The following is a 19,756-nucleotide window of genomic DNA, read 5'->3' on the forward strand; positions in this document are numbered from 1 at the left end:
AACAGGGACGACCGCGCCGGCACGCCCCTAGCCGACCCCTGACCTAGCGCTCCGGGCTCGCGGGCAGGGATACGGGGTGGTGGTCGGTTAGCCCGGGTCGCCCCGGCTCGCCGTCGTAGGCGCGGCGCACGTACGACAGGTCGGCCAGCAGGCCCGAGGACGTGACGTGCCGCCCGCCGGTGGGCGCCACGAGGTGGCGCAGGGGCAGGTTGCCCAGGTCCGACCAGCACAGCCGACCCCGCTCGTCGAGGTGGCTGCGGGTGCGGCCCGCGTTGTCCGGGTGCAGGCAGTAGGGGATGTCGAGGTAGCCCCGTTCGAACGCGCGCAGCAGGGCCGTGCCGACGTCGCCCGCGAGGTCGAGCACGGCCTCGACCAGTGCCCGTGCCTCGGCGTAGGTCTGGGTGTCCCGCGGGGCGGGTCGGGTGGTGCCGGCACGCGCCGCGGCGGCGGCGTGCTCGAGCGCCGCCACGTTCTCCGCGATGGTGGGGATGCGCCGGGACTCCGCGACGGTCTTGACGATGAGCCGCTCGGACCCGGTGGTCACGGCGAGTTCCGCGGCCTTGCCGAGCAGCCGGTACGCGCCCGCGGGCGTGGTGGGGTAGGCGCCCATGTAGGCGTAGACCACCACGTGCCAGTCGGCGACCCGCAGCAGTTCGCCGCACAGGCGGCGCAGCGCGGCCACGGCCTCGACGTCCTGCTCCTGGTTGGTCTGCTGGGCGTAGCTGACGGAGATGCTGCGGATGCCGTTGGCGGCGAAGAACAACGCCTCCAGCACGCTGATCGCCACGAGCTGGCTCGGCGGGCACAGCTGGCCGAGCATGCAGCCGCCGAAGGTCTCCACGTGCGGTTCGACGCCGAAGTCCCGCAGCGCGGTGAACCTGGTGGCGGCGTCGGCCCAGTTGCGCACGGACTCGGCGAGCGGCGTGCGGCCGTAGGGCAGGCAGTACGAGACCGGGCCGCCCTCGGTGGCGTCGATCTTCAGGCGGACGAGGGCGGACACGATGTCGCCGGGCACGGCCGAGCCGTGCCGCACCTGGACGGGGAAGTCGTCGTCGCGGAGTCCGTCGAGGACACCGGCCGTGGTCTCGGGGAGGTGGGTCACGATGGGGTAGCCGTTGAGCGGCATGCCGTCGGCGAGCGCGGCCTCGGCCGCGGCGAGGTCGCCGACGCGGGTGTAGCTGTCGAGCGTGATGGTGCCGACGGTGGTGGCGCGGGCGTGCTTGGTGGCCATGAGCCCCGCGCGCATCCGCTCGGGCGAGTCGAACCCCATGCGCGGCTGCACGACCAGGCCGTCACGGCGGGCGGCGGTGCGCACGAACTCACCGAACCCGACCGGCCGCGTGCCCAGCTCGCCGGGGGTCCGCCCGACGACGCCCTCACCGGCCGACGACCCGACGGACCTCACGCCGCCCACCTCGCGGCCCGCCGCACCTTCCGATCACCGCGCCCGGCGGCACCGCGACCTCCGCTCGCCGAACGCGCGCCCCGCGCCCCGCGCCGGGCGACACCTGCCGACCGCGCGGCGGTGAGGCGCTCATGGCCGGAAGCCGATCGCTCCAGGGACTCCACACGCCCACAGATAACGCCCAGCCGAGCCACGCCGACATCCTCGCGCCCCACCGGCCGGCCGAACGCAGACCGGGACGCGCCTTCGAAGTCGGGCCGGGCGGGCGGCTCGACCAGATCCACGGCGCCGGGCGCCGGTCGCCGGACCGACGCCCTCACGCCGTCGCCTCCGAACCCTGCGCCACGCGCGACAGGGCGGGGCGGCCGGCGGGCGGGATGGCGCGCATGAACCGGCGGAAGTCGGCGATCGCCTCGCCGCCGTCCTCGAAGACCGCGTCGAAACCCGCCGCCAGCAGGGCGGGCGTGTGGCCGCTCACGTCGCCGGACACGCCCAGCTTGCCGCCGATCACCACGGGCGTCGTGGCCAGTTCGGGAACGCCGCGCAGCCGTTCGATCACCCGCAGGGCGTCCTGGCCGCCGTGCCCGTTGACCGTGCCGATCACCACCAGGCCGGGCCGGATGCGGCGGCACCGCTCCACCAGCACCTCGTCCGGCACGCACGGCCCGAGGTTCACCACCGGGTAGCCCAGCTCCTCCACGAGCAGCTGGAGGAACACCAGGTTCCACGTGTGCGAGTCGGACGCGACACCGCTCACCACGACCGTCGGCGCGGTCGGGAGGTGGTCCGGAGTCGTCACCGGTACACCCGGCGGTGCTCGATGCTGGACACCGAGACGACCTCGTCACCCCGCACCACGACCTCGGTCGGCGCGGGCCTGCCGAGGAACATCAGCAGGCTCGCCGTCGGCCCGTACGCCCCGGTGTTGGGCACGCACACGACGTCACCGGACTCCACCGGCGGCAGGTCGATCTGCCGACCGAGGACGTCCCCCGGCGTGCACAGCGGACCGACGAGGCTCGCCTTCTCCACCGGCCCGTCGCCCTCCGCGGTCTGCACCTGGACCGGCAGCAGCCGGCCGAGGCCGGACATGCCGCCGAACGTGTTGATGCCCGCGTCGGTGATCACGAACTTGCGCCCGCGGCTGACCTTGACGTTGGTGACGCCCGCGACCAGCGTGCCGCTGCCACCGACCAGGTAGCGCCCCGACTCGCAGGCCACGCGGGGAGCACCGGCGCGCCACTGGGGCAGGTGCAGGTCGAGCGCCCGTTCGAGCGCGGCGCGCAGCTTCGGGTACTCGGGCCGCTCCCCCGGCGCGCCGTATGGCACGGTGAAGCCGCCGCCGATGTCGAGGTAGCGCAACGGCAGGTCGAGCTCCGCCGACAGCCGGGCGGCGAGCGCGATCGTGTGCTCGAACTCGCCGATCAGGTTGTCCTCGTCGGTGGCGTTGCTGAGCGGGAAGAAGTGGAAGCCCGCGATCCGCACGCCCGCCACCTCCCGCAGCAGCGGCAGCGCGTCGGCCAGCACCTCGCTGTCGAAGCCGAACTGCGACGGCGTGCCGGTCATCCGGATGCTGGTGGTGGCGCTGGCCGCGGCGCTGTTGACGCGCAGCAGGCAGTCCACCTCGACGTCCTGGGCGCGGGCGGCCTCGCCGACGTGCCGCACGTCGGTCACCGAGTCGGTGGAGAACAACCGCACGCCCTGCGCGATCGCCTCGTCCAGCTCGCCGCGGGTCTTGCCCGGACCGGTGTAGAGGCAGTCCTCGCCGCGGAACCCGGCGGCGAGCGCGGCGGCCAGCTCGCCGGTGGAGCTGATCTCCGCCCGGCAGGTCCGGCCCTCCCCCTCGCGCAGCGCCCGCACCAGGTCGGGGTGCGGGTTGGCCTTGAGCGCGTAGAACAGCTCGACGTCGTCGGGCAGCGCGTCGAACAGCTGCTTCCTCGCCTCGGCCACGTCGTCCAGCCGGTACACGTACAGCGGCGTGCCGAACTCGGCGGCAAGCCCGACGTCGTCGGTCATCATCTGCTCCGGTCGAGGAGGTCGGCGAGCGCGGCGCGCGCGTTCTTGCCGTGCATGGTCAGCGGCAGGTCGTCCACGACCCGGCAGATCGCGGGCACCTTCGCCGGTTCGAGGCGCTGGGCCAGTTCCTTCAGCACCACGTGCGGGTCGACGTCGCCCTCGACGAACAGCGCGAGGTCGCGGTCGCCCGACGGCGGTACCGCGGCGGCCGTCCGCACGCCGGGCACGTCCATCGCGGCGGCCTCGATCTCGACCGTGCTCATGCGGATGCCCTTGCGCTTGAACATGTCGTCGCGGCGGCCCTCGAAGTACAGGTAGCCGTCCTCGTCGACGCGGCCGTAGTCGCCGGTGTGCAGCCGCCGCTGCCCGGTGTCGCCGACCGGCCGGAACGTCCGGTCGGTCAGCTCGGGCATGCGCCAGTAGCCGGGCATGACGTGCGGGCCGGACACCACGATCTCGCCGACCTCGCCCTGCGGCACGGGTTCGCCGTCGGGGCCGAGGATCGACACGGTGGTGCCGGGCAGCGGCAGGCCGACCGACTGGGGCCGCTGGTCGTCCTCCTCGGGCGGCATGATCGACACGCGCTTGCACTCGGTCTGGCCGAACTGGCGCACCACCCGGACACCGGGGAACGCCGACCGCAGCGCGCCGATCGTCGGCGCGGACAGCGCGGCGCCGGTGTTGGTGATCAGCCGGACCGGCGGTGGCGGCTCGACGTCGCGCTGCGCCAACGTGGTGATCATCGTCGCGAGCGACGGCACGATGGGCACCACGGTCGCGCCGACCTCGCGCATCCGCCGCAGCAGCAACAGGTCGGACTCCTCGCCCGCCAGCACGATCTCGCTGCGGCCCAGCGTCGTCAGCAGGACCTTGTAGAGGCCGTAGTCCCACGACAGCGGGAAGCGGCAGAACACCACGTCGTCGGCGCGGTAGCCGAGCACCTGCTGGAGGGCGCGGGACGCGAACACCACCTGCGCGTGCGGGCCGATCACGGCCTTGGGCGCGGCCGTGCTGCCGGAGGTGTAGATGAGCACGGCGATGTCGTCGGGCGCGACCTCGACGTCCACCCGGACGTCCTGGTCGGCCGCCGCCTCGACCTCGGGCCACACGTCGGCCAGGTCGTGCACCGGCAGGTCGGTGATCTCCCGCAGCCGCCCGGTCTGCTCGCCCGCGCCGATCACCGCGGCGGGCTCGGCGTCGGCGAGCACGGAACGCAGGTGGTACTGCTTCATCGCGGGGTTGAGCGGCACGAAGACCACGCCGTTGCGGGACGCGCCGAAGAACATCGCGACCTGTTCCCGGCGGGTCGGCAGCTGCACGACGAGGCGGTCGCCGCGGCGCAGCCCCTGGTCGTGCAGCCACCGGGCGAAGGCGTGGCTCAGCGCGTGCAGCCGGCGGTAGGTCAGCGTGCCGACCGGGTCGCGGACGGCGGACGCGTCGGGCGTCTCGGCCGCGGCGTCGTCGAGCAGGCCGTGGATCGACGCGGCGCGTTCGATCGGGTCAATTCGGGCGTCCAAAATCCGCGTCTCCCATTCGGAAAGCGGGGCCTGAGCAGAATTCGATGGGCTCGAACGTAACCGGCGGCCGGCGCCGGTCACACCCCTACGGAGCTTTTCTCACCCCTAGGGGCGTACTCGGCCGCGGCGGCCGCGGCGAGTCGGGAACGGTCCACCTTGCGGTTGGAGTTGAGCGGGAATTCCTCGACGTGCCGGTAGCGTTTCGGCACCATTCCGGAGGGCAGCGCGGAGCGCAGCGCGGCGGCCAGCGCGGCGGGCGGCGTCGGCTCGCCGGTGTAGTAGACCGCCAGTTCGGTCAGCTCGTCCGCGGTGACCGCGACGACCACCGCGTCCTGCACGCCGGGGCACGACCGCAGCGCGTGCTCGACCTCGGCGGGTTCGACCCGCCAGCCCTGCACCTGCACCTGGCTGTCGAGCCGGCCGAGGTAGATCAGCTCGCCGTTGTCGAGCCGGCGCACGCGGTCCCCGGTGTGGTACCAGGTGCGGCCGTCACGGCGGACGAAGCGGCCCGGCTCGTCGGCCGGGTCGAGGTAGCCCGCGGTGAGCTGAGGCCCGGTGACGCACAGCTCGCCCTCGTCGGCGACCGGCTCGCCGTCCGCGCCGAGCAGCACGTGGTCGTGTCCCTCGTGGACGGCGCCGATGGGCACGAGTCCGTTGACGCACAACGAAGGCGACGTGTCGGGCCGCCAGCGGTGCCCGGTGACGGTGACGGTCAGCTCGGTGGGGCCGTAGATGTTCTCCAGCGCCGAGCCGGGCGCCGCGGCCTGCCAGTCGGCGGCGTCGGCGGCCTTGAGCGCCTCGCCCGCGAACAGGCTCAGCCGCAGCCCCGGCAGCGCGCCGGGCCCGAGGCCGCCGGTGCGGCGCACCAGCGGGATCGCGCTGGGCGTGGAGAACCACACCGTGACGTCGCGCTCGGCCAGGAACTCCGGCAGCCTGCGGTAGGCGGCGGCGGGCACGGCCTGCACCGTCGCGCCCGCGTCCCACGCGCAGAACAGGTCGAACATCGCGCAGTCGAAGTTCAGGTCGAACGTCTGCGAGAACACGTCGTCCGGCCCGGCCTCGTACCGGCGGGTGACGAGGTCGAAGTAGTGCCGGGTGTTGCCGTGGGTGATCGACACGCCCTTCGGCGTGCCCGTCGACCCGGAGGTGAACAACAGGTAGGCGGTGTCGGTCGCGTCGACCGACCGCGGCTCGCCGAGCGCGGTGGCGGCGTGGACCGGCACGGCCCGGCCGGCGGGGACGTCGCCGCCCGCCGGGGCGAGCACCGGGACGTCGACCTCCGGCATCCGGGCGAGCACGCCCGCGCCCTCCTCGTCGACGATCAGCGCCGACACCCCGGCCAGCTCGATCATCCGCGCGGTGCGCGCCGGCGGGAACGCCAGGTGCAGCGGCACGACCGCGGCGCCGGTGTAGAGCGCGGCGAGCACGCCGACGTAGGCCTCGATGCTCTTGCCCGCCAGCACGCCGATCGCGCGCGGCCGTTCGTCCACTCCGGCCAGCAGCGCGCCCGCCCACCGCGACGCGCGGTCGTGCGCGGCCTCGTAGGTGATCGCGTCCGCGCCCACGCGCACCGCGTCACGGTGCGGCGAAACCCCGAGCCCGCGCAGGAAACGGGCGTGCAGCGCGGGTGTCGTGTCGGTCATCGTGGCTCCGGTGACTAGGGGGCGCCAGGGGTTGTGAGGGCACCGCGGATCGGTTTTCGTTTCGGTCCAGCGGACCAACGACAGTCGGAGGGGTTATGTGGGACGAACGGTTCGAGGAGCTGCTGCGGGCGCAACTGCCCTTCCTCCCGCCGGACGAGGAGTTGTCGGCGGACGCGGTGCTGCGCGACCTGGGCCTGGACTCGATGGCCACGGTGGACCTGCTGTCCGCGGTGGAGCAGGAGTACGGCGTGCGGTTCCTGGACGAGTCGCTGAACCTGAGCACGTTCGCCACGCCGGGCACGCTGTGGGCGGCGCTGTCGTCCATGCTGGAGCCCGCCTGACCGGCGGACCGGGCAGCGACGGCTACGCGCTCGCGGCGGCCATGCCGCGGGTGCGTGGCCGCAGCACGCGGTCCAGGTTGGCGGGCACGACCTCGAAGGCCGACCGCGCCGCGCGGACCCGGCCGAAGACCGCGTCCGGCCCGGCGACGTGCAGCGTGCGCACCCCGAGCCCTTGCAGGGTCGCGATCGCGGCCGGCCAGCGCACCGGGCGCACGATCCCGTCCAGCAGCATCGTCCGCACCCCCTCCGCCGTGGTGAGCACGCGACCGTCCTGGTCGGCCACCACCGGCACGCGCGGGTCGGCGAAGTCGATCCCGGCCAGCACGTCGCGCTCGACCCGGTCGCGCAGCGGCGCGAACGCGGCGCAGTGCAGCGGCGGGCGCATCGTGTAGAACGACATGCCGCCCACCGCGCGGAGCCTGCGCTGGAAGTCCTCCAGGGCGTGGTCGCGCAGGGACACCATGTGGAAGTCCTCGTCGACGTAGCAGGAGATCTCGTACCACTCGCCCCGCCGGTCCAGCTCGCCGAGGATCCCGGCCAGCACGTCCGCGGGCACCCTGGTGAACGAGTGGGTGACCACGTCGCGGTGCTCGTGGGCGAAGTACTCCTGCTCGGCCCTGGCCATCGCCACCGTCAGGCCGACCGCGTCGGCGAAGTCCAGCGCGCCCGAGTAGACCGCGGCCGTCTTGCCGCCGAAGCTGAGCCCGACGCACACCTCGGGGCGTGCGCCGAACTCCTCCTCCGCCCACTTGGCCATGCCGAGGCACGCGATCAGGAACGCGACCTGAGCGTATTCCGAGTAGTCGTCGTCATCGGCCAGGCAGCGGTCGAACAGCGAATAGCCGAGCACGTCGTCCGCGGTCGCGAGCATGGCCCGGGTCGACGGGTCGACGAGCAGGAACTTGGCGAGGTCGTGGAATCGGTTGGGCCCCATTCCGGGGAAGGTGATGGCGGTGTCCATGTACCTTTGTCCATTCACGTAGAACGCGCCGCGGTTTCCCTGCGAGTGTGTGGCGCGGTCCCGTGCCCGGCACACCCCTAGCTCCCCCTACCGGGCCGCCAGGCCGTCCAGGTAGTCCCGCAGGACCTGCGTGAAGCGCTCCGGCTCCTCCAGGTTGGGCAGGTGGCTGGACTCCTCGAACAGCTCCCACCGCACGTCGGGCACAAGGTCGGCGTAGGGCTGCACGGTCACCGGCGTCGCCTCGTCGTGCCGGCCTGAGACGACGAGCGTCGGCACGTCCACCAGCGGGCAGCAGTCGATCACCGACCAGTCCTTGAGGGTGCCGATGACGTGGAACTCGCTCGGCCCGTTCATGGCGTGGTAGACGGTCGGGTCGTTGACGATCTCGTAGAACGAGGCCAGGTAGTCGCGCGGCCACGGGTCGAGCCGGCACACGTGCTCGGTGTAGAACGGCATGATCGCCTTGGCGTACTCCTCGCTGTCGGTGGTGCCCGCGGCCTCGTGCCGCAGCAGGGTGTCGTTGACGCCGAACGGCAGCCGGGCGCGCAGCACCTCCATCTCCCGCAACCACAACGGGTAGGACGCGGGCGAGTTGGCCACCACCAGGCCGCGCAGCCCGGCGGGCCTCGCGGCGGCGTGCTTGGTGGCGAGCATCCCGCCCCAGGAGTGCCCGTAGAGCACGTACCCGTCGGCGATGCCCAGGTGCTCCAGGAGGTTGTCCAGCTCGGCCAGGAACAGCTCCACGGTCCAGAAGTCCGGACCCCGGTCGGGCAGGTGCGTGGAGCCGCCGTTGCCGAGCTGGTCGTAGTGCACGACGGGGTGGCCGTGCTCGGCGAGGACGGCCAGGTTCTGGAGGTAGTCGTGCGTGCTGCCCGGCCCGCCGTGGACGACCACCAGCGGCGGGCGACCGGAGCGCAGGTCTCCGGTCACCCGGTACCAGGTGTGGTGCTCCCCGAACGGCGCCAGGCCCTTCGACGTCGGCTTGATCCTCATCGGTCGTCCCTCTCCATCGAGTCGAGCCAGCCGTCGACGAGCTTCGCGGTGTCGGCGGAGCGCTCCTCGATGACGGTGAAGTGGTTGGCCGCCACGGACCGCACGGCGTGCGTGGGCTCCAGCGGCTCGGCGAGCCAGTCCTGCTGGCCCTCGGGCAGGTCCAGGAAGCTCTCGGTGCACCGGATGAACAGCACGGGCGCCTCGACCGGGTCCATCCGCAGGTTGGGCACGAGGTCGAACCAGCAGGCCATCGCGGACAGCCGGGCGTTGTCGAACCGGCCGAACAGGGACTCCTTCTCGTACAGGCCCAGCGTCAGCTCGCGGATCGGCATGGCCGCGCCGGAGCCCTCGTCGAGGATCTTGAACGAGTCGAGCATGACCACGCCCGCGGGCCGCGCCGCCCCGGTCCGCTCCAGGTGCCCGGCGACCGAGTAGGCCAGCGATCCGCCGGACGAGTAGCCGAAGAGCACGAATGGCTCGCCCTCGGCGGCCTTGAGCACGGCGGCGGCGAGCACCTCGACGGCGGCGTCCACGGAGGCGGGCAGGCCCTCCCCCGCGACGAAGCCCGGCGTGGGGATGCCCACGACGCGCCGCGGCGTGCTGAGGTTCCCGACCACCCGCGAGTGCTGGTGCAGGCCGCCGGTGACCATCGGCGTGCTCAGGCAGATCAGGCGCGGCGCGCCGGCCGGCCCTTCGCGCATGGTGACCGGCGACGGGACGTCCGCCGGGTCGGCCGCCGAGGTGAACTTCGGCCGCAGCGCGACCACGGCGCGGAGCAGGTCGTAGGCCTCGCCGACCCGCCCCTCCTCCAGCCCGGCGCGGAACAGGGCGCTGAGCGAGTCGTCCGCCGTGGCGGCGACCGGCGCCGCCGTGGTGCCGACGGACAGCTCGGAGCGCACCCACCTGGCCAGCTCCGCCGGGTTCTTGTTGTCGAACACCACCATGGGCGGCAGGCTCAGCCCGGTGGCCGCGTTGAGCTGGTTGCGCAGCTCCATCGCGGTGAGCGAGTCGAACCCGGACTCCAGGAAGTCGCGCTCCGGGTCGACGGCGGCCGGGTCGGTGTGGCCGAGCAGCATCGCGCAGTACCCGAGCACGAGGTCGCGCAGCACGACTTCCTGCTCGGCCTCGTCCAGCCCGGCGAGCCGCTGCCGCAGCGCGCCCGCTTCCGCCGCCTCCGCCGCGCCACGCCGGCGTGCCGGTGCGAAACCGCGCAGCAGCACCGGGATCTCGTCAGTGCGGGACCGCAGCGCCTGGACGTCCACCTTCAGCGGCACGAGCGCCGGCACGCCCGCCGCCAGCGCCGCGTCGAACGAGGCGAACGCCTCGGCCTCGGTCAGCGCGGGCAGGCCCTGGCGGCGCAGGCGGTGCAGGTCGGCTTCGGTCAGGTAGGCGCTCAGACCGGTGTCGACCGCCCACAGGCCGAACGCCATCGACGTCGCGGCCAGCCCGGAGGCCGCCCGGTGCGCGGCGAGGGCGTCGAGGAACACGTTCGCCGCCGCGTAGGGCGCCTGGCCCGACGCGAGGACGTGCCCGCCCGCGGAGGAGAACAGCACGAACGCGGCCAGGTCGACCTCCGCGGTCAGCTCGTGCAGGTGCCAGGCGGCGTCCGCCTTGGCCCGCAGCACGGGGTCGATCCGCTCGGGCGTGATGGTGCCGACGAGGCCGTTGTCCGCGACGCCGGCGGCGTGCACGACACCGGTCAACGGGTGCTCGGCCGGGATGCCCGCCACCAACGCCGCCACCGCGGCACGGTCGCCGACGTCGCACGCCGCGATCGTCACGGCCGCGCCCAACGCCGTCAGCTCGTCACGCAACCCGGTCGCACCCGGCGCTTCCACACCACGCCGACTCGTCAACACCAAGTGCCGCACGCCGTGCTCGACCACCAGGTGCCGGGCCACCAGACCACCCAGACCGCCGGTGCCACCCGTGACCAGCACCGTGCCGCCCTCGCGCCACCGCGGCGAGTCACCGACGTCGGTGTGCCGGACCAGCCTCGGCACCCTCAACCTGCCGCCCCGCACCGCGATCTCCGGTTCACCGGCAGCCGCGGCGGCGTCGACCGCGCCCGCGGACACGGCCCGGTCGTCGGTGTCCACCAGCACGAACCGGCCCGGGTTCTCGGCCTGCGCGGCCCGCACCAGACCCCACACCGGGGCCTGCGCGACGTCCACCACGCCGTCACCGGTGTCGACCGCGTGCCGGGTCACCACCACGAGGGTCGTGCCGGTGAAGCGCTCGTCCTCCAGGCAGGTCCGCACGGCGGCGAGCACGGCGGTCGTGGCGGACCGCACGCGCGTCGGCACGTCGTCACCGACCGGTTCGACGCGCAGCCGGACGTGCGCCGGCGCCGGGCGGCCATCGGCGACCTCGGCGAGCGGCACCAGCTCCACCCGGTCCTCCGGCGTGGCGAGTTGGTTCCAGTCGACGCGCAGCACCGACGCGTCGCGCCGGCCCGCCGTCAGCTGCTCGACCGACACCGGGCGCAGGTTCAGCGCCGCGACGGTGGCGACGGGCGCGCCGGCGGCGTCGGCCAGGGTGAGCGCGAACGCCGTCTCGCTCGACCGGCTCAGCCGGACCCGCAGCGCGGTGCCGCCGGTGGCGTGCAGGGTCACGCCGGACCAGGAGAACGGCAGCATCGTGCGCGTGCCGTCGGCGTCATCGTCGCCGGCGAAGTTCAACGCGTGCATCGCGGCGTCGAGCAGCGCGGGGTGCAGCCCGTACCGGGCGGCTTCGGCGCGGCTCTGCTCCGGGAGGGAGACCTCGGCGTAGACGTCGTCACCGCGCCGCCACGCGGCCCGCAGGCCCTGGAACGCCGGGCCGTACCCGTAACCGCGGTCCTGGAGGAACTCGTACGCGCCGTCGAGGTCGACGGGCTCGGCGCCGGGCGGTGGCCACTCGTCCAGCCGGGCGCCGGGCGCCCCGGTCCCGGCGGCGAGCACGCCGTCGGCGTGCGCCGTCCACGGCTCGTCCGGCTCCGCGTCCTGGGGGCGGGAGTGGATGGTGATCCGACGTCGCCCGCCGTCGTCGGCCGCGCCGACGCGCACCTGCACCTGCGAGCCCTTCTCGGCGGGCACGAGCGGTGCGCCGAGGGTCAGCTCCGCCAGCACGTCGCAGCCGACCCGGTCACCGGCCTGTACCGCCAGCTCGACCAGCGCGGCGCCGGGGACCAGGACGTTGTCGAACACGCGGTGGTCGGCCAGCCAGCGCTGCGCGTGGGCGGCGAGGCGTCCGGTGAGGAGCAGCTCGCCGGAGTCGGCCAGCGGCACCGCCGCACCCAGCAGGGGGTGTCCGACCGTCGCCAGGCCGGTGGCCGCGATGTCCGGGGTGAGCAGCAGCTGCTCGTCCGGCCAGTACTCCTGGCGCTGGAAGGGGTAGGTCGGCAGGTCGACCCGCCGGGCGGCGCGGCCCGCGAAGAAGGCCCGCCAGTCCACGGTCCCGCCGGCGGTGTGCAGCCGACCGATGCCGGTCACCAGCGTGACGGCCTCGTCACGGCCCTTGCGCTGCAACGGGATGCCGTCCTCGACCAGGGCGCTGAGCACCCCGTCCGGGCCGACCTCCACGAAGCGCACGACACCCTGCTCACGCAGCCGCACCACGACGTCGTGGAACCGGACGGCGTCGCGGACGTGCCGCACCCAGTACTCCGGATCCGTCACGTCGCCGACCGCGACGACCGGGATCGTCGGCTCCCGGAAGCTCAACTCCCGCACCACGGCACGGAAGTCGTCCAGCATCGGGTCCATCAACACCGAGTGGAACGCGTGCGACACCGACAACCGCTTCGACCGCTCGAACTTCGCGGCCACCTCCAGCACCTCGGCCTCGACCCCGGAAACCACCACCGAATCCGGCCCGTTGACCGCCGCGATGCTCACACCCTCGGTCAACAGCGGCAGCACCTCGGCTTCGGTGGCCTTGACCGCCACCATCGCCCCGCCTTCGGGCAACGCCTGCATCAGGCTCGCCCGGGCCGACACCAACCGGCACGCGTCGTCCAAGGAGAGCACCCCGGCCACGTGGGCCGCCGCGATCTCACCGATGGAGTGACCCGCCACCCGATCCGGCCGCACGCCCCACGACTCCACCAAGCGGTAGAGCGCCACCTCGAACACGAACAGCGCAGGCTGCGTGAACTCCGTGCGGTTGACCGCCTTCTCGTCCCAGCCCCACATCACGTCCAGCAGCTCCGGCGCGAACCCGGCCGCCGCCTCCTCCAACGCCCGCGCGAACACCGGGAACTCCCCGTACAGCTCACGGCCCATGCCGACCCGCTGCGAGCCCTGACCGGTGAACAGGAACGCGGTCGAGCCGGTCGACCGCGCCACGCCGGACGCGCCCCGGCCCTCGGCCAGCGCGGTCAGCTCCCGCATCAGCTCGCCCCGGTGCTCGCCGACCAGCACGGCCCGGTGCTCGAACCGCGAACGGCCCGTGGCCAGCGAGAAGCCGACGTCGACACCGCGCAGGTCCGGCCGGTCCACCAGGTGCGACCGCAGCGACGCGGCCTGCGCGAGGAGCCCTTCCGCCGTCCGGGCGGACAGCAGCCACGGCACGACCGAACCGGTCACGGTCGGCGTCTCGGGCCGGGGTTGCACCGGGTCGGCCTGCTCGATGATCACGTGCGCGTTGGTGCCGCTGATGCCGAACGACGAGACCGCCGCCCGCCGCGGCCGGTCCACCGCGGGCCACTCGCGCGCCTCGGTGAGCAGCCGCACGCCGCCCGCCGCCCAGTCCACGTGCGGCGACGGCTCGTCCACGTGCAGGGTCTTCGGCATCACACCGCGCCGGACGGCCTCCACCATCTTGATCACCCCGGCCACGCCGGAGGCGGCCTGCGTGTGGCCGATGTTCGACTTGATCGACCCCAACCACAGCGGGGCGTCGTCGGTCCGGTCCTGGCCGTAGGTGGCCAGCAGCGCCTGCGCCTCGATCGGGTCGCCCAACGTCGTGCCGGTGCCGTGGCCCTCGACCACGTCCACGTCCGAAGTGGACAGTCCGGCGACGCCGAGGGCCTGCCGGATGAGCCGCTGCTGGGACGGCCCGTTCGGCGCGGAGAAGCCGTTCGACGCGCCGTCCTGGTTGAGCGCGGTCCCGCGCACGACGGCGAGCACCGGGTGCCCGTTGCGGCGCGCGTCCGACAGCCGTTCGACCAGCAGCAGACCGGCGCCCTCGCCCCAGCCGGTGCCGTCCGCCGCGCCCGCGTACGACTTGCACCGGCCGTCGGCGGAGAGCCCGCGCTGGCGGCTGAAGTCGACGAACATGTCCGGCGTGGACATCACCGTCACGCCACCGGCGAGCGCCAGCGAGCACTCGCCGGAGCGCAGCGCCTGGATCGCCAGGTGCAGCGCGACCAGCGACGACGAGCACGCGGTGTCGACGGTGACCGCGGGTCCCTCCAACCCGAGGGTGTAGGAGACGCGGCCGGACACGAGGCTGCCACCGCTGGAGTGCGCGCGGTCCGAGCCCTGCCCGTAGTCGTGGTACATCAGGCCCGCGAACACGCCGGTGGCGCTGCCGCGCAGCGAGACCGGGTCGATCCCGGCGCGTTCCAGGGCCTCCCAGGCGATCTCCAGCAGCAGCCGCTGCTGCGGGTCCATGGCGACGGCCTCGTTCGGGCTGATCCCGAAGAACCCGGGGTCGAACATGGTCGCGTCGTGCAGGAAGCAGCCCTCGCGGGTGTAGCTCTTGCCGCGCTTGCCGGGTTCGGGGTCGTAGACCTCGTCCCAGCCGCGGTTGTCCGGGAACCCGGTCACCGTGTCGACGCCGTCCAGCACGACCCGCCACAGGTCTTCCGGCGTGGTGACGCCGCCGGGGTAGCGGCAGCCCATCGCGACGATGGCGATCGGTTCGTCGACCGCCACCCTGGTGACGACCGCGGCGGTCGCGGCGGCGGCGCCGGCCAGCGTCTCCTCGATGTGCAGCGCCACCGCCCGCGCGGACGGCTGGTCGAACACCAGGGTCGCCGGGAGGTCGAGGCCGGTCACGGTGTTGAGGGCGTTGCGCAGCTCGACCGCCGACAGCGAGTCGAAGCCCAGCTCCTGGAACGCCCGGTCGGGCTCGATCGCGTCGGCGGAGGCGTGCCCGAGGACGGCGGCGACGTGGCCGCGCACCAGGTCGAGCAGCGCGTCGAGGCGTCGGGCGTCGTCGAGGCCGTCCAGTTGCCTGACCAGCTCGCTCGAACCCCGCCGGGCCGCTTGACGCGCGGGAGCGCGCACCAGTCCGCGCAGCAACGCGGGCACGTCGCCGATGGGGGTGCGTGCCGTGGCCGCGTCGACCCGCAGCGGCACGAGCACCGGTCGGCCCGTCTCCAGCGCGGCGTCGAACAGGCCGAGGCCTTCGTCGAGCGTCAGCGGCGGGAGCCCTTGGCGGCGCACCCGGTCCAGGTCGACCTCGCCGAGCAGCGCGCCGAGGCCCGCGTCCACGCCCCACAGCCCGTAGGCCAGGGACGTCGCGGGCAGCCCTTCGGCGTGGCGGTGGTGCGCGAGGGCGTCGAGGAACACGTTCGCCGCCGCGTACGTCGCCTGCCCGGCGGCCAGCACCAGGCCGCCCGCCGAGGAGAACAGCACGAACGCGGCCAAGTCGAGGTCCGCCGTCAGCTCGTGCAGGTGCCAGGCGGCGTCCACCTTCGGGCGGAACACGTCCTCGACCTGCTCCGGGGTGACCGCGCCGACCACGCCGTTGCGCGCGACGCCGGCGGCGTGCACGACACCGGTCAACGGGTGCTCGGCCGGGATGTCGGCCAGCAACGCCGCCACCGCGGCACGATCACCCATGTCGCACGCCGCGATCGTCACCTCCGCACCGAGCGCGGTCAGCTCTTCGCGCAGCTCGGTCGCACCCGGCGCTGCCAGGCCACGGCGACTCGTCAACACCAAGTGCCTCACGCCGTGCTCGACCACCAGGTGCCGGGCCACCAGGCCACCCAGTCCACCGGTGCCACCCGTGACCAGCACCGTGCCGCCCTCGCGCCACCGCGGCCGGTCGCCGGTCGCGGACGTCCTGGCCAGCCTGGGCACGTGCGCCTGCCCGGCGCGCAGCGCGATCTCCGGCTCACCGGTCGCCACCGCCGCCCGGACCAGCGACTCGTCGAACCCGTCGGTGTCCACCAGCACGAACCGGCCGGGGTTCTCCGCCTGCGCGGCCCGCACCAGACCCCACACCGGGGCCTGCGCGAGGTCGACCACGTCGTCCGGGCCCACCGCCACGGCGTGGGTGGTCACCACGACCAGCGTGCCCGCGTGCTCGGCGTTGAGCCGGTCGAGCACGGCGGCCGTGACGGCACGGACCCGGTCGGTGACGGCGCCGTCCGGGGTGGTCACGGCGAACAGCACGTCGTCGGACTCCTCGGCCGAGGCGACCGGGACCTGCTGCCACCCGATGTGCAGCAGCGCGTCGCGGTGGTCGGGCCGCACGTCGAGCTGCGCGGCCGACACCGGTCGGGACACCAGCGCCTCGACCGACATGACCGGCAGGCCGGTCTGGTCCGCGACGGCCAGCGCGATGCTGTCCCGTCCGGACGGGGTGATCCGCACCCGGACCGCGTGCGCGGCGGCGGCGTGCAGCGTGACCCCGCTCCACACGAACGGCAGCACCGTCCGGCCGTCGCGGTTGCCGTCGTCGTGCACCAGGATCGCGTGCAGGGACGCGTCGAGCAGCGCCGGGTGCAGCCCGAACCGCGCGGCGTCGGCGTTCTGCGCGGGCAGCTCGACCTCGGCGTACACGTCGTCCCCGACCTTCCAGGCCGCCTTGAGCCCTCGGAACACCGGCCCGTAGCCGTAGCCCTGATCGGCCAGCTGCTCGTACGCGCCGTCGAGGTCGACCGGCTGCGCGCCGGCCGGCGGCCACTGCGCCAGGTCGAAGGAGGGCACGACCGCACGTTCGGACAACGCGCCCTGGGCGTGCAGCGTCCACGGCGCGGCGGAGCCCTCCTCCCGCGAGTACACCGACACCGGCCGCCGACCGTTCCCGTCGGGCGCGTCGACCACGACCTCCACCACGGCCGCCTTGCCCGGCGGCAGCACCAGGGGTGCGGTCAGGGTCAGCTCCTCCAACGTGGTGCAGCCGACCTGGTCACCGGCGCGCACCGCCAGTTCGACGAAGCCCGTGCCGGGCAGCAGGACGCTGCCGAGCACGTCGTGGTCGGCCAGCCACGGCTGCCGGTCGGTGCCGAGCCGCCCGGTCAACACCACTCGTTCCGAGTCGGGCGACTCGACCACCGCGCCCAACAACGGGTGCTCGACCTTCGCGAGCCCCGCGGACCGCACGTTGCCGATCTCGTCGGCCATCCACGACTCGGCCAGGTAGTCCATCGTGTCCAGCCAGTACCGCTCGCGCTGGAACGCGTAGGTCGGCAGGTCGACCCGCGTGCCGCGGCCGGCGAAGAACGCCTGCCAGTCGACCGCGCCGCCGGTGCCGTGCAGCTGCCCGAGGCCGGTGACCAGCGTGACCGCCTCGTCACGTCCCCTGCGCTGCAACGCGATCGCGCCCTCGACCAGCGCGCTCAGCACGCCGTCGGGGCCGACCTCCACGAACCGGCCGACGCCTTCCTCCCGCAACCGCGTCACGGCGTCGTGGAACCGCACCGCGTCCCGGACGTGCCGCACCCAGTACTCCGGGTCCGTCACCTCACCCGACGTGACGATCGGGATCTCCGGCGCCTGGAAGCTCAACTCCCGCACCACCACGCGGAAGTCGTCCAGCATCGGGTCCATGAGCACGGAGTGGAACGCGTGCGACACCGAAAGCCGCTTCGACCGCTCGAACTTCGCGGCCACCGCCAGCACCTCGGCCTCGACCCCGGAAACCACCACCGAATCCGCGCCGTTCACCGCCGCGATGCCCACACCGCCGGTCAACAACGGCACCACCTCGGCCTCGGCAGCCTTGATCGCCACCATCGCGCCGCCCTCGGGCAACGCCTGCATCAGACTCGCCCGCGCCGACACCAACCGGCAGGCGTCCGTCAGGGACAACACCCCGGCGACATGGACGGCGGCGATCTCACCAATCGAGTGCCCCGCCAGCCGATCCGGCCGAACACCCCACGACTCCAACAGCCGGTAGAGCGCCACCTCGAACGCGAACAGCGCAGGCTGCGTGAACTCCGTGCGGTCCAACCGCTCGGTGTCCTCACCCCACATCACGTCCCGCAGCACGGGGTCGAAGCCCGCGAGCACCTCGGTGAACGCACCCGCGAACACCGGGAACGCCGCCGACAGCTCACGACCCATGCCGAGCCGCTGCGAACCCTGCCCCGTGAACAAGAACGCCGTCGAGCCCGTGGACCGGGTGAACGCCGGCACCAGCCCGGCCAGCGCACGCACCAGCTCGTCGCGGTCCCGACCGGCCACCACCGACCGGTGCGACAACACCGCACGCGTGGTCACCAGCGAGAAGGCCACGTCGGTCGGCCGCACGGACGGGTGGTCCAGCAACCAGTCGTGCAGCTTGCGCGCCTGCGCGGCCACGCCCTCGGCGTCGTGCCCGGACACCAGCAACGGCACGACCGGCAGCTCCGCCGTCGCCTGCTCGGCCTCCTCCTCGGGCGCCTGCTCGATGATCACGTGGGCGTTCGTGCCGCTGATCCCGAACGACGAGATGCCGGCCCGACGCGGGTGCCCGTTCGACGGCCACTCCCGGGCCTCGGTCAGCAGCTTCACGTTGCCCGCCGCCCAGTCCACGTGCGGGGAAGGCTCGTCCACGTGCAGCGTCTTCGGCATCACACCGTGCTGGATCGCGTGGACCATCTTGATGATGGCGGCCACGCCGGCGGCGGCCTGGGTGTGGCCGATGTTCGACTTGATCGACCCCAACCACAACGGCGCGTCCTCGGCCCGGTCCTGGCCGTAGGTGGCCAACAACGCCTGGGCCTCGATCGGGTCGCCCAACGTCGTGCCGGTGCCGTGACCCTCCACCACGTCGACCTGATCCACAGATACGCGGGCGTTGGCGAGGGCCGCCCGGATCACGCGGCGCTGCGACGGGCCGTTGGGCGCGGTGAGACCGTTGGACGCGCCGTCCTGGTTGATCGCGGACCCGCGGACCACGGCGAGCACGCGGTGGCCGTTGCGGCGGGCGTCCGACAACCGCTCCACCAGCACCACGCCGACGCCCTCGCCCCAGCCGGTGCCGTCCGCCGCGCCCGCGAACGACTTGCACCGACCGTCCTTCGCCAGTCCGCGCTGGCGGCTGAACTCCACGAAGGTCTCCGGCGTCGCCATGACCGCGACACCGCCGACGAGCGCCAGCGAGCACTCCCCCGCACGCAGCGCCTGGACGGCCCAGTGCAGCGCCACCAGCGACGACGAGCACGCCGTGTCCACCGTGACCGCGGGCCCTTCCAGCCCCAGCGTGTAGGAGACGCGGCCGGAGGCGACCGCGCCCGTGCTGTTGTTGGCCGGGTAGTCGTGGTACATCATCCCCGCGAACACACCGGTATCGCTGCCCCGCAAGGAAACCGGGTCGATACCCGCCCGTTCGACCGCCTCCCACGACGCCTCCAGCAACAACCGCTGCTGCGGATCCATCACCAACGCCTCGTTCGGGCTGATCCCGAAGAACGCGGGGTCGAAGTCGGCGGCGTTGTGCAGGAACGCACCCTCACGGGCGTAGGTCTTGCCGACCGCGCCGGGCTCCGGGTCGTACACGCCTTCGACGTCCCAACCACGATCCGTCGGGAACCCGCCCACGGCGTCCACACCGTCCGCGACGAGCCGCCACAGGTCCTCCGGCGACGAGACACCGCCCGGGTAGCGGCAGCTCATGCCGACGATGGCGATCGGTTCGCGCTGGGTGGCGGTGAGCTTCTGGTTCTGCTCGCGCAGGAGTTTGGTCTCCTTCAACGACGCGCGGAGCGCTTCGACGAGTTTGTCGTTCGGGCC

The 19,756-nt window shown here is 73.5% G+C and carries 8 protein-coding genes and 1 pseudogene; 1 reads left to right on the forward strand and 8 read right to left on the reverse strand.

Translation table 11 applies throughout. From position 1 onward, the window contains the following. Positions 1-43: 43 nt before the first annotated feature. The 5 genes from AB0I91_RS38645 to AB0I91_RS38665 all read right to left on the reverse strand — a co-directional run bounded on the left by AB0I91_RS38645 (position 44) and on the right by AB0I91_RS38665 (position 6,581). Complete coding sequence (locus AB0I91_RS38645) at positions 44-1,348, reverse strand: methylaspartate mutase (protein ID WP_499641287.1); 1,305 nt, start codon at positions 1,346-1,348, stop codon at positions 44-46. 373 nt (positions 1,349-1,721) lie between these two features. After that, positions 1,722-2,204, reverse strand: coding sequence for a cobalamin B12-binding domain-containing protein (locus AB0I91_RS38650; protein ID WP_499641282.1), 483 nt, complete (start codon positions 2,202-2,204; stop codon positions 1,722-1,724). Next, on the reverse strand, positions 2,201-3,421 hold the full coding sequence (locus AB0I91_RS38655; RefSeq protein WP_498776779.1) for a type III PLP-dependent enzyme domain-containing protein: 1,221 nt from the start codon (positions 3,419-3,421) through the stop codon (positions 2,201-2,203). The genes AB0I91_RS38650 and AB0I91_RS38655 overlap by 4 nt, the downstream gene beginning before the upstream one ends. Further along, a complete protein-coding gene (locus AB0I91_RS38660; protein ID WP_499641284.1) occupies positions 3,421-4,938 on the reverse strand; it encodes an AMP-binding protein in 1,518 nt (505 codons plus the stop codon). Before AB0I91_RS38660 ends, AB0I91_RS38655 begins: the two co-directional genes overlap by 1 nt. Positions 4,939-5,015: 77 nt before the next feature. Continuing rightward, positions 5,016-6,581, reverse strand: coding sequence for an AMP-binding protein (locus tag AB0I91_RS38665; protein ID WP_498776775.1), 1,566 nt, complete (start codon positions 6,579-6,581; stop codon positions 5,016-5,018). A 95-nt stretch (positions 6,582-6,676) separates the two neighbouring features. On the opposite strand from AB0I91_RS38665, the gene AB0I91_RS38670 reads away from it, so the two are divergent. Beyond that, the gene (locus AB0I91_RS38670; protein WP_498776773.1) at positions 6,677-6,922 is read left to right on the forward strand and encodes a phosphopantetheine-binding protein; all 246 of its coding nucleotides are present in this window, start codon (positions 6,677-6,679) and stop codon (positions 6,920-6,922) included. 22 nt (positions 6,923-6,944) lie between these two features. Here the strand turns inward: AB0I91_RS38670 and AB0I91_RS38675 are convergent, their stop codons facing one another. The 3 genes and pseudogenes from AB0I91_RS38675 to AB0I91_RS38685 form a co-directional block, all read right to left on the reverse strand. Beyond that, complete coding sequence (locus AB0I91_RS38675) at positions 6,945-7,856, reverse strand: ACP S-malonyltransferase (RefSeq protein WP_499617040.1); 912 nt, start codon at positions 7,854-7,856, stop codon at positions 6,945-6,947. Between the two features lie 114 nt (positions 7,857-7,970). Next, positions 7,971-8,876, reverse strand: a complete 906-nt coding sequence (locus AB0I91_RS38680; RefSeq protein ID WP_498776769.1) for a proline iminopeptidase-family hydrolase — start codon at positions 8,874-8,876, stop codon at positions 7,971-7,973. After that, positions 8,873-19,747 (reverse strand): annotated as a pseudogene (locus tag AB0I91_RS38685) (SDR family NAD(P)-dependent oxidoreductase); the annotation flags it as partial. The pseudogene AB0I91_RS38685 and the gene AB0I91_RS38680, both read right to left, overlap by 4 nt. Positions 19,748-19,756: the final 9 nt, after the last annotated feature.

It is taken from the genome of Actinosynnema sp. NPDC049800 (genome assembly GCF_040656635.1).
Taxonomy (GTDB): domain Bacteria; phylum Actinomycetota; class Actinomycetes; order Mycobacteriales; family Pseudonocardiaceae; genus Actinosynnema.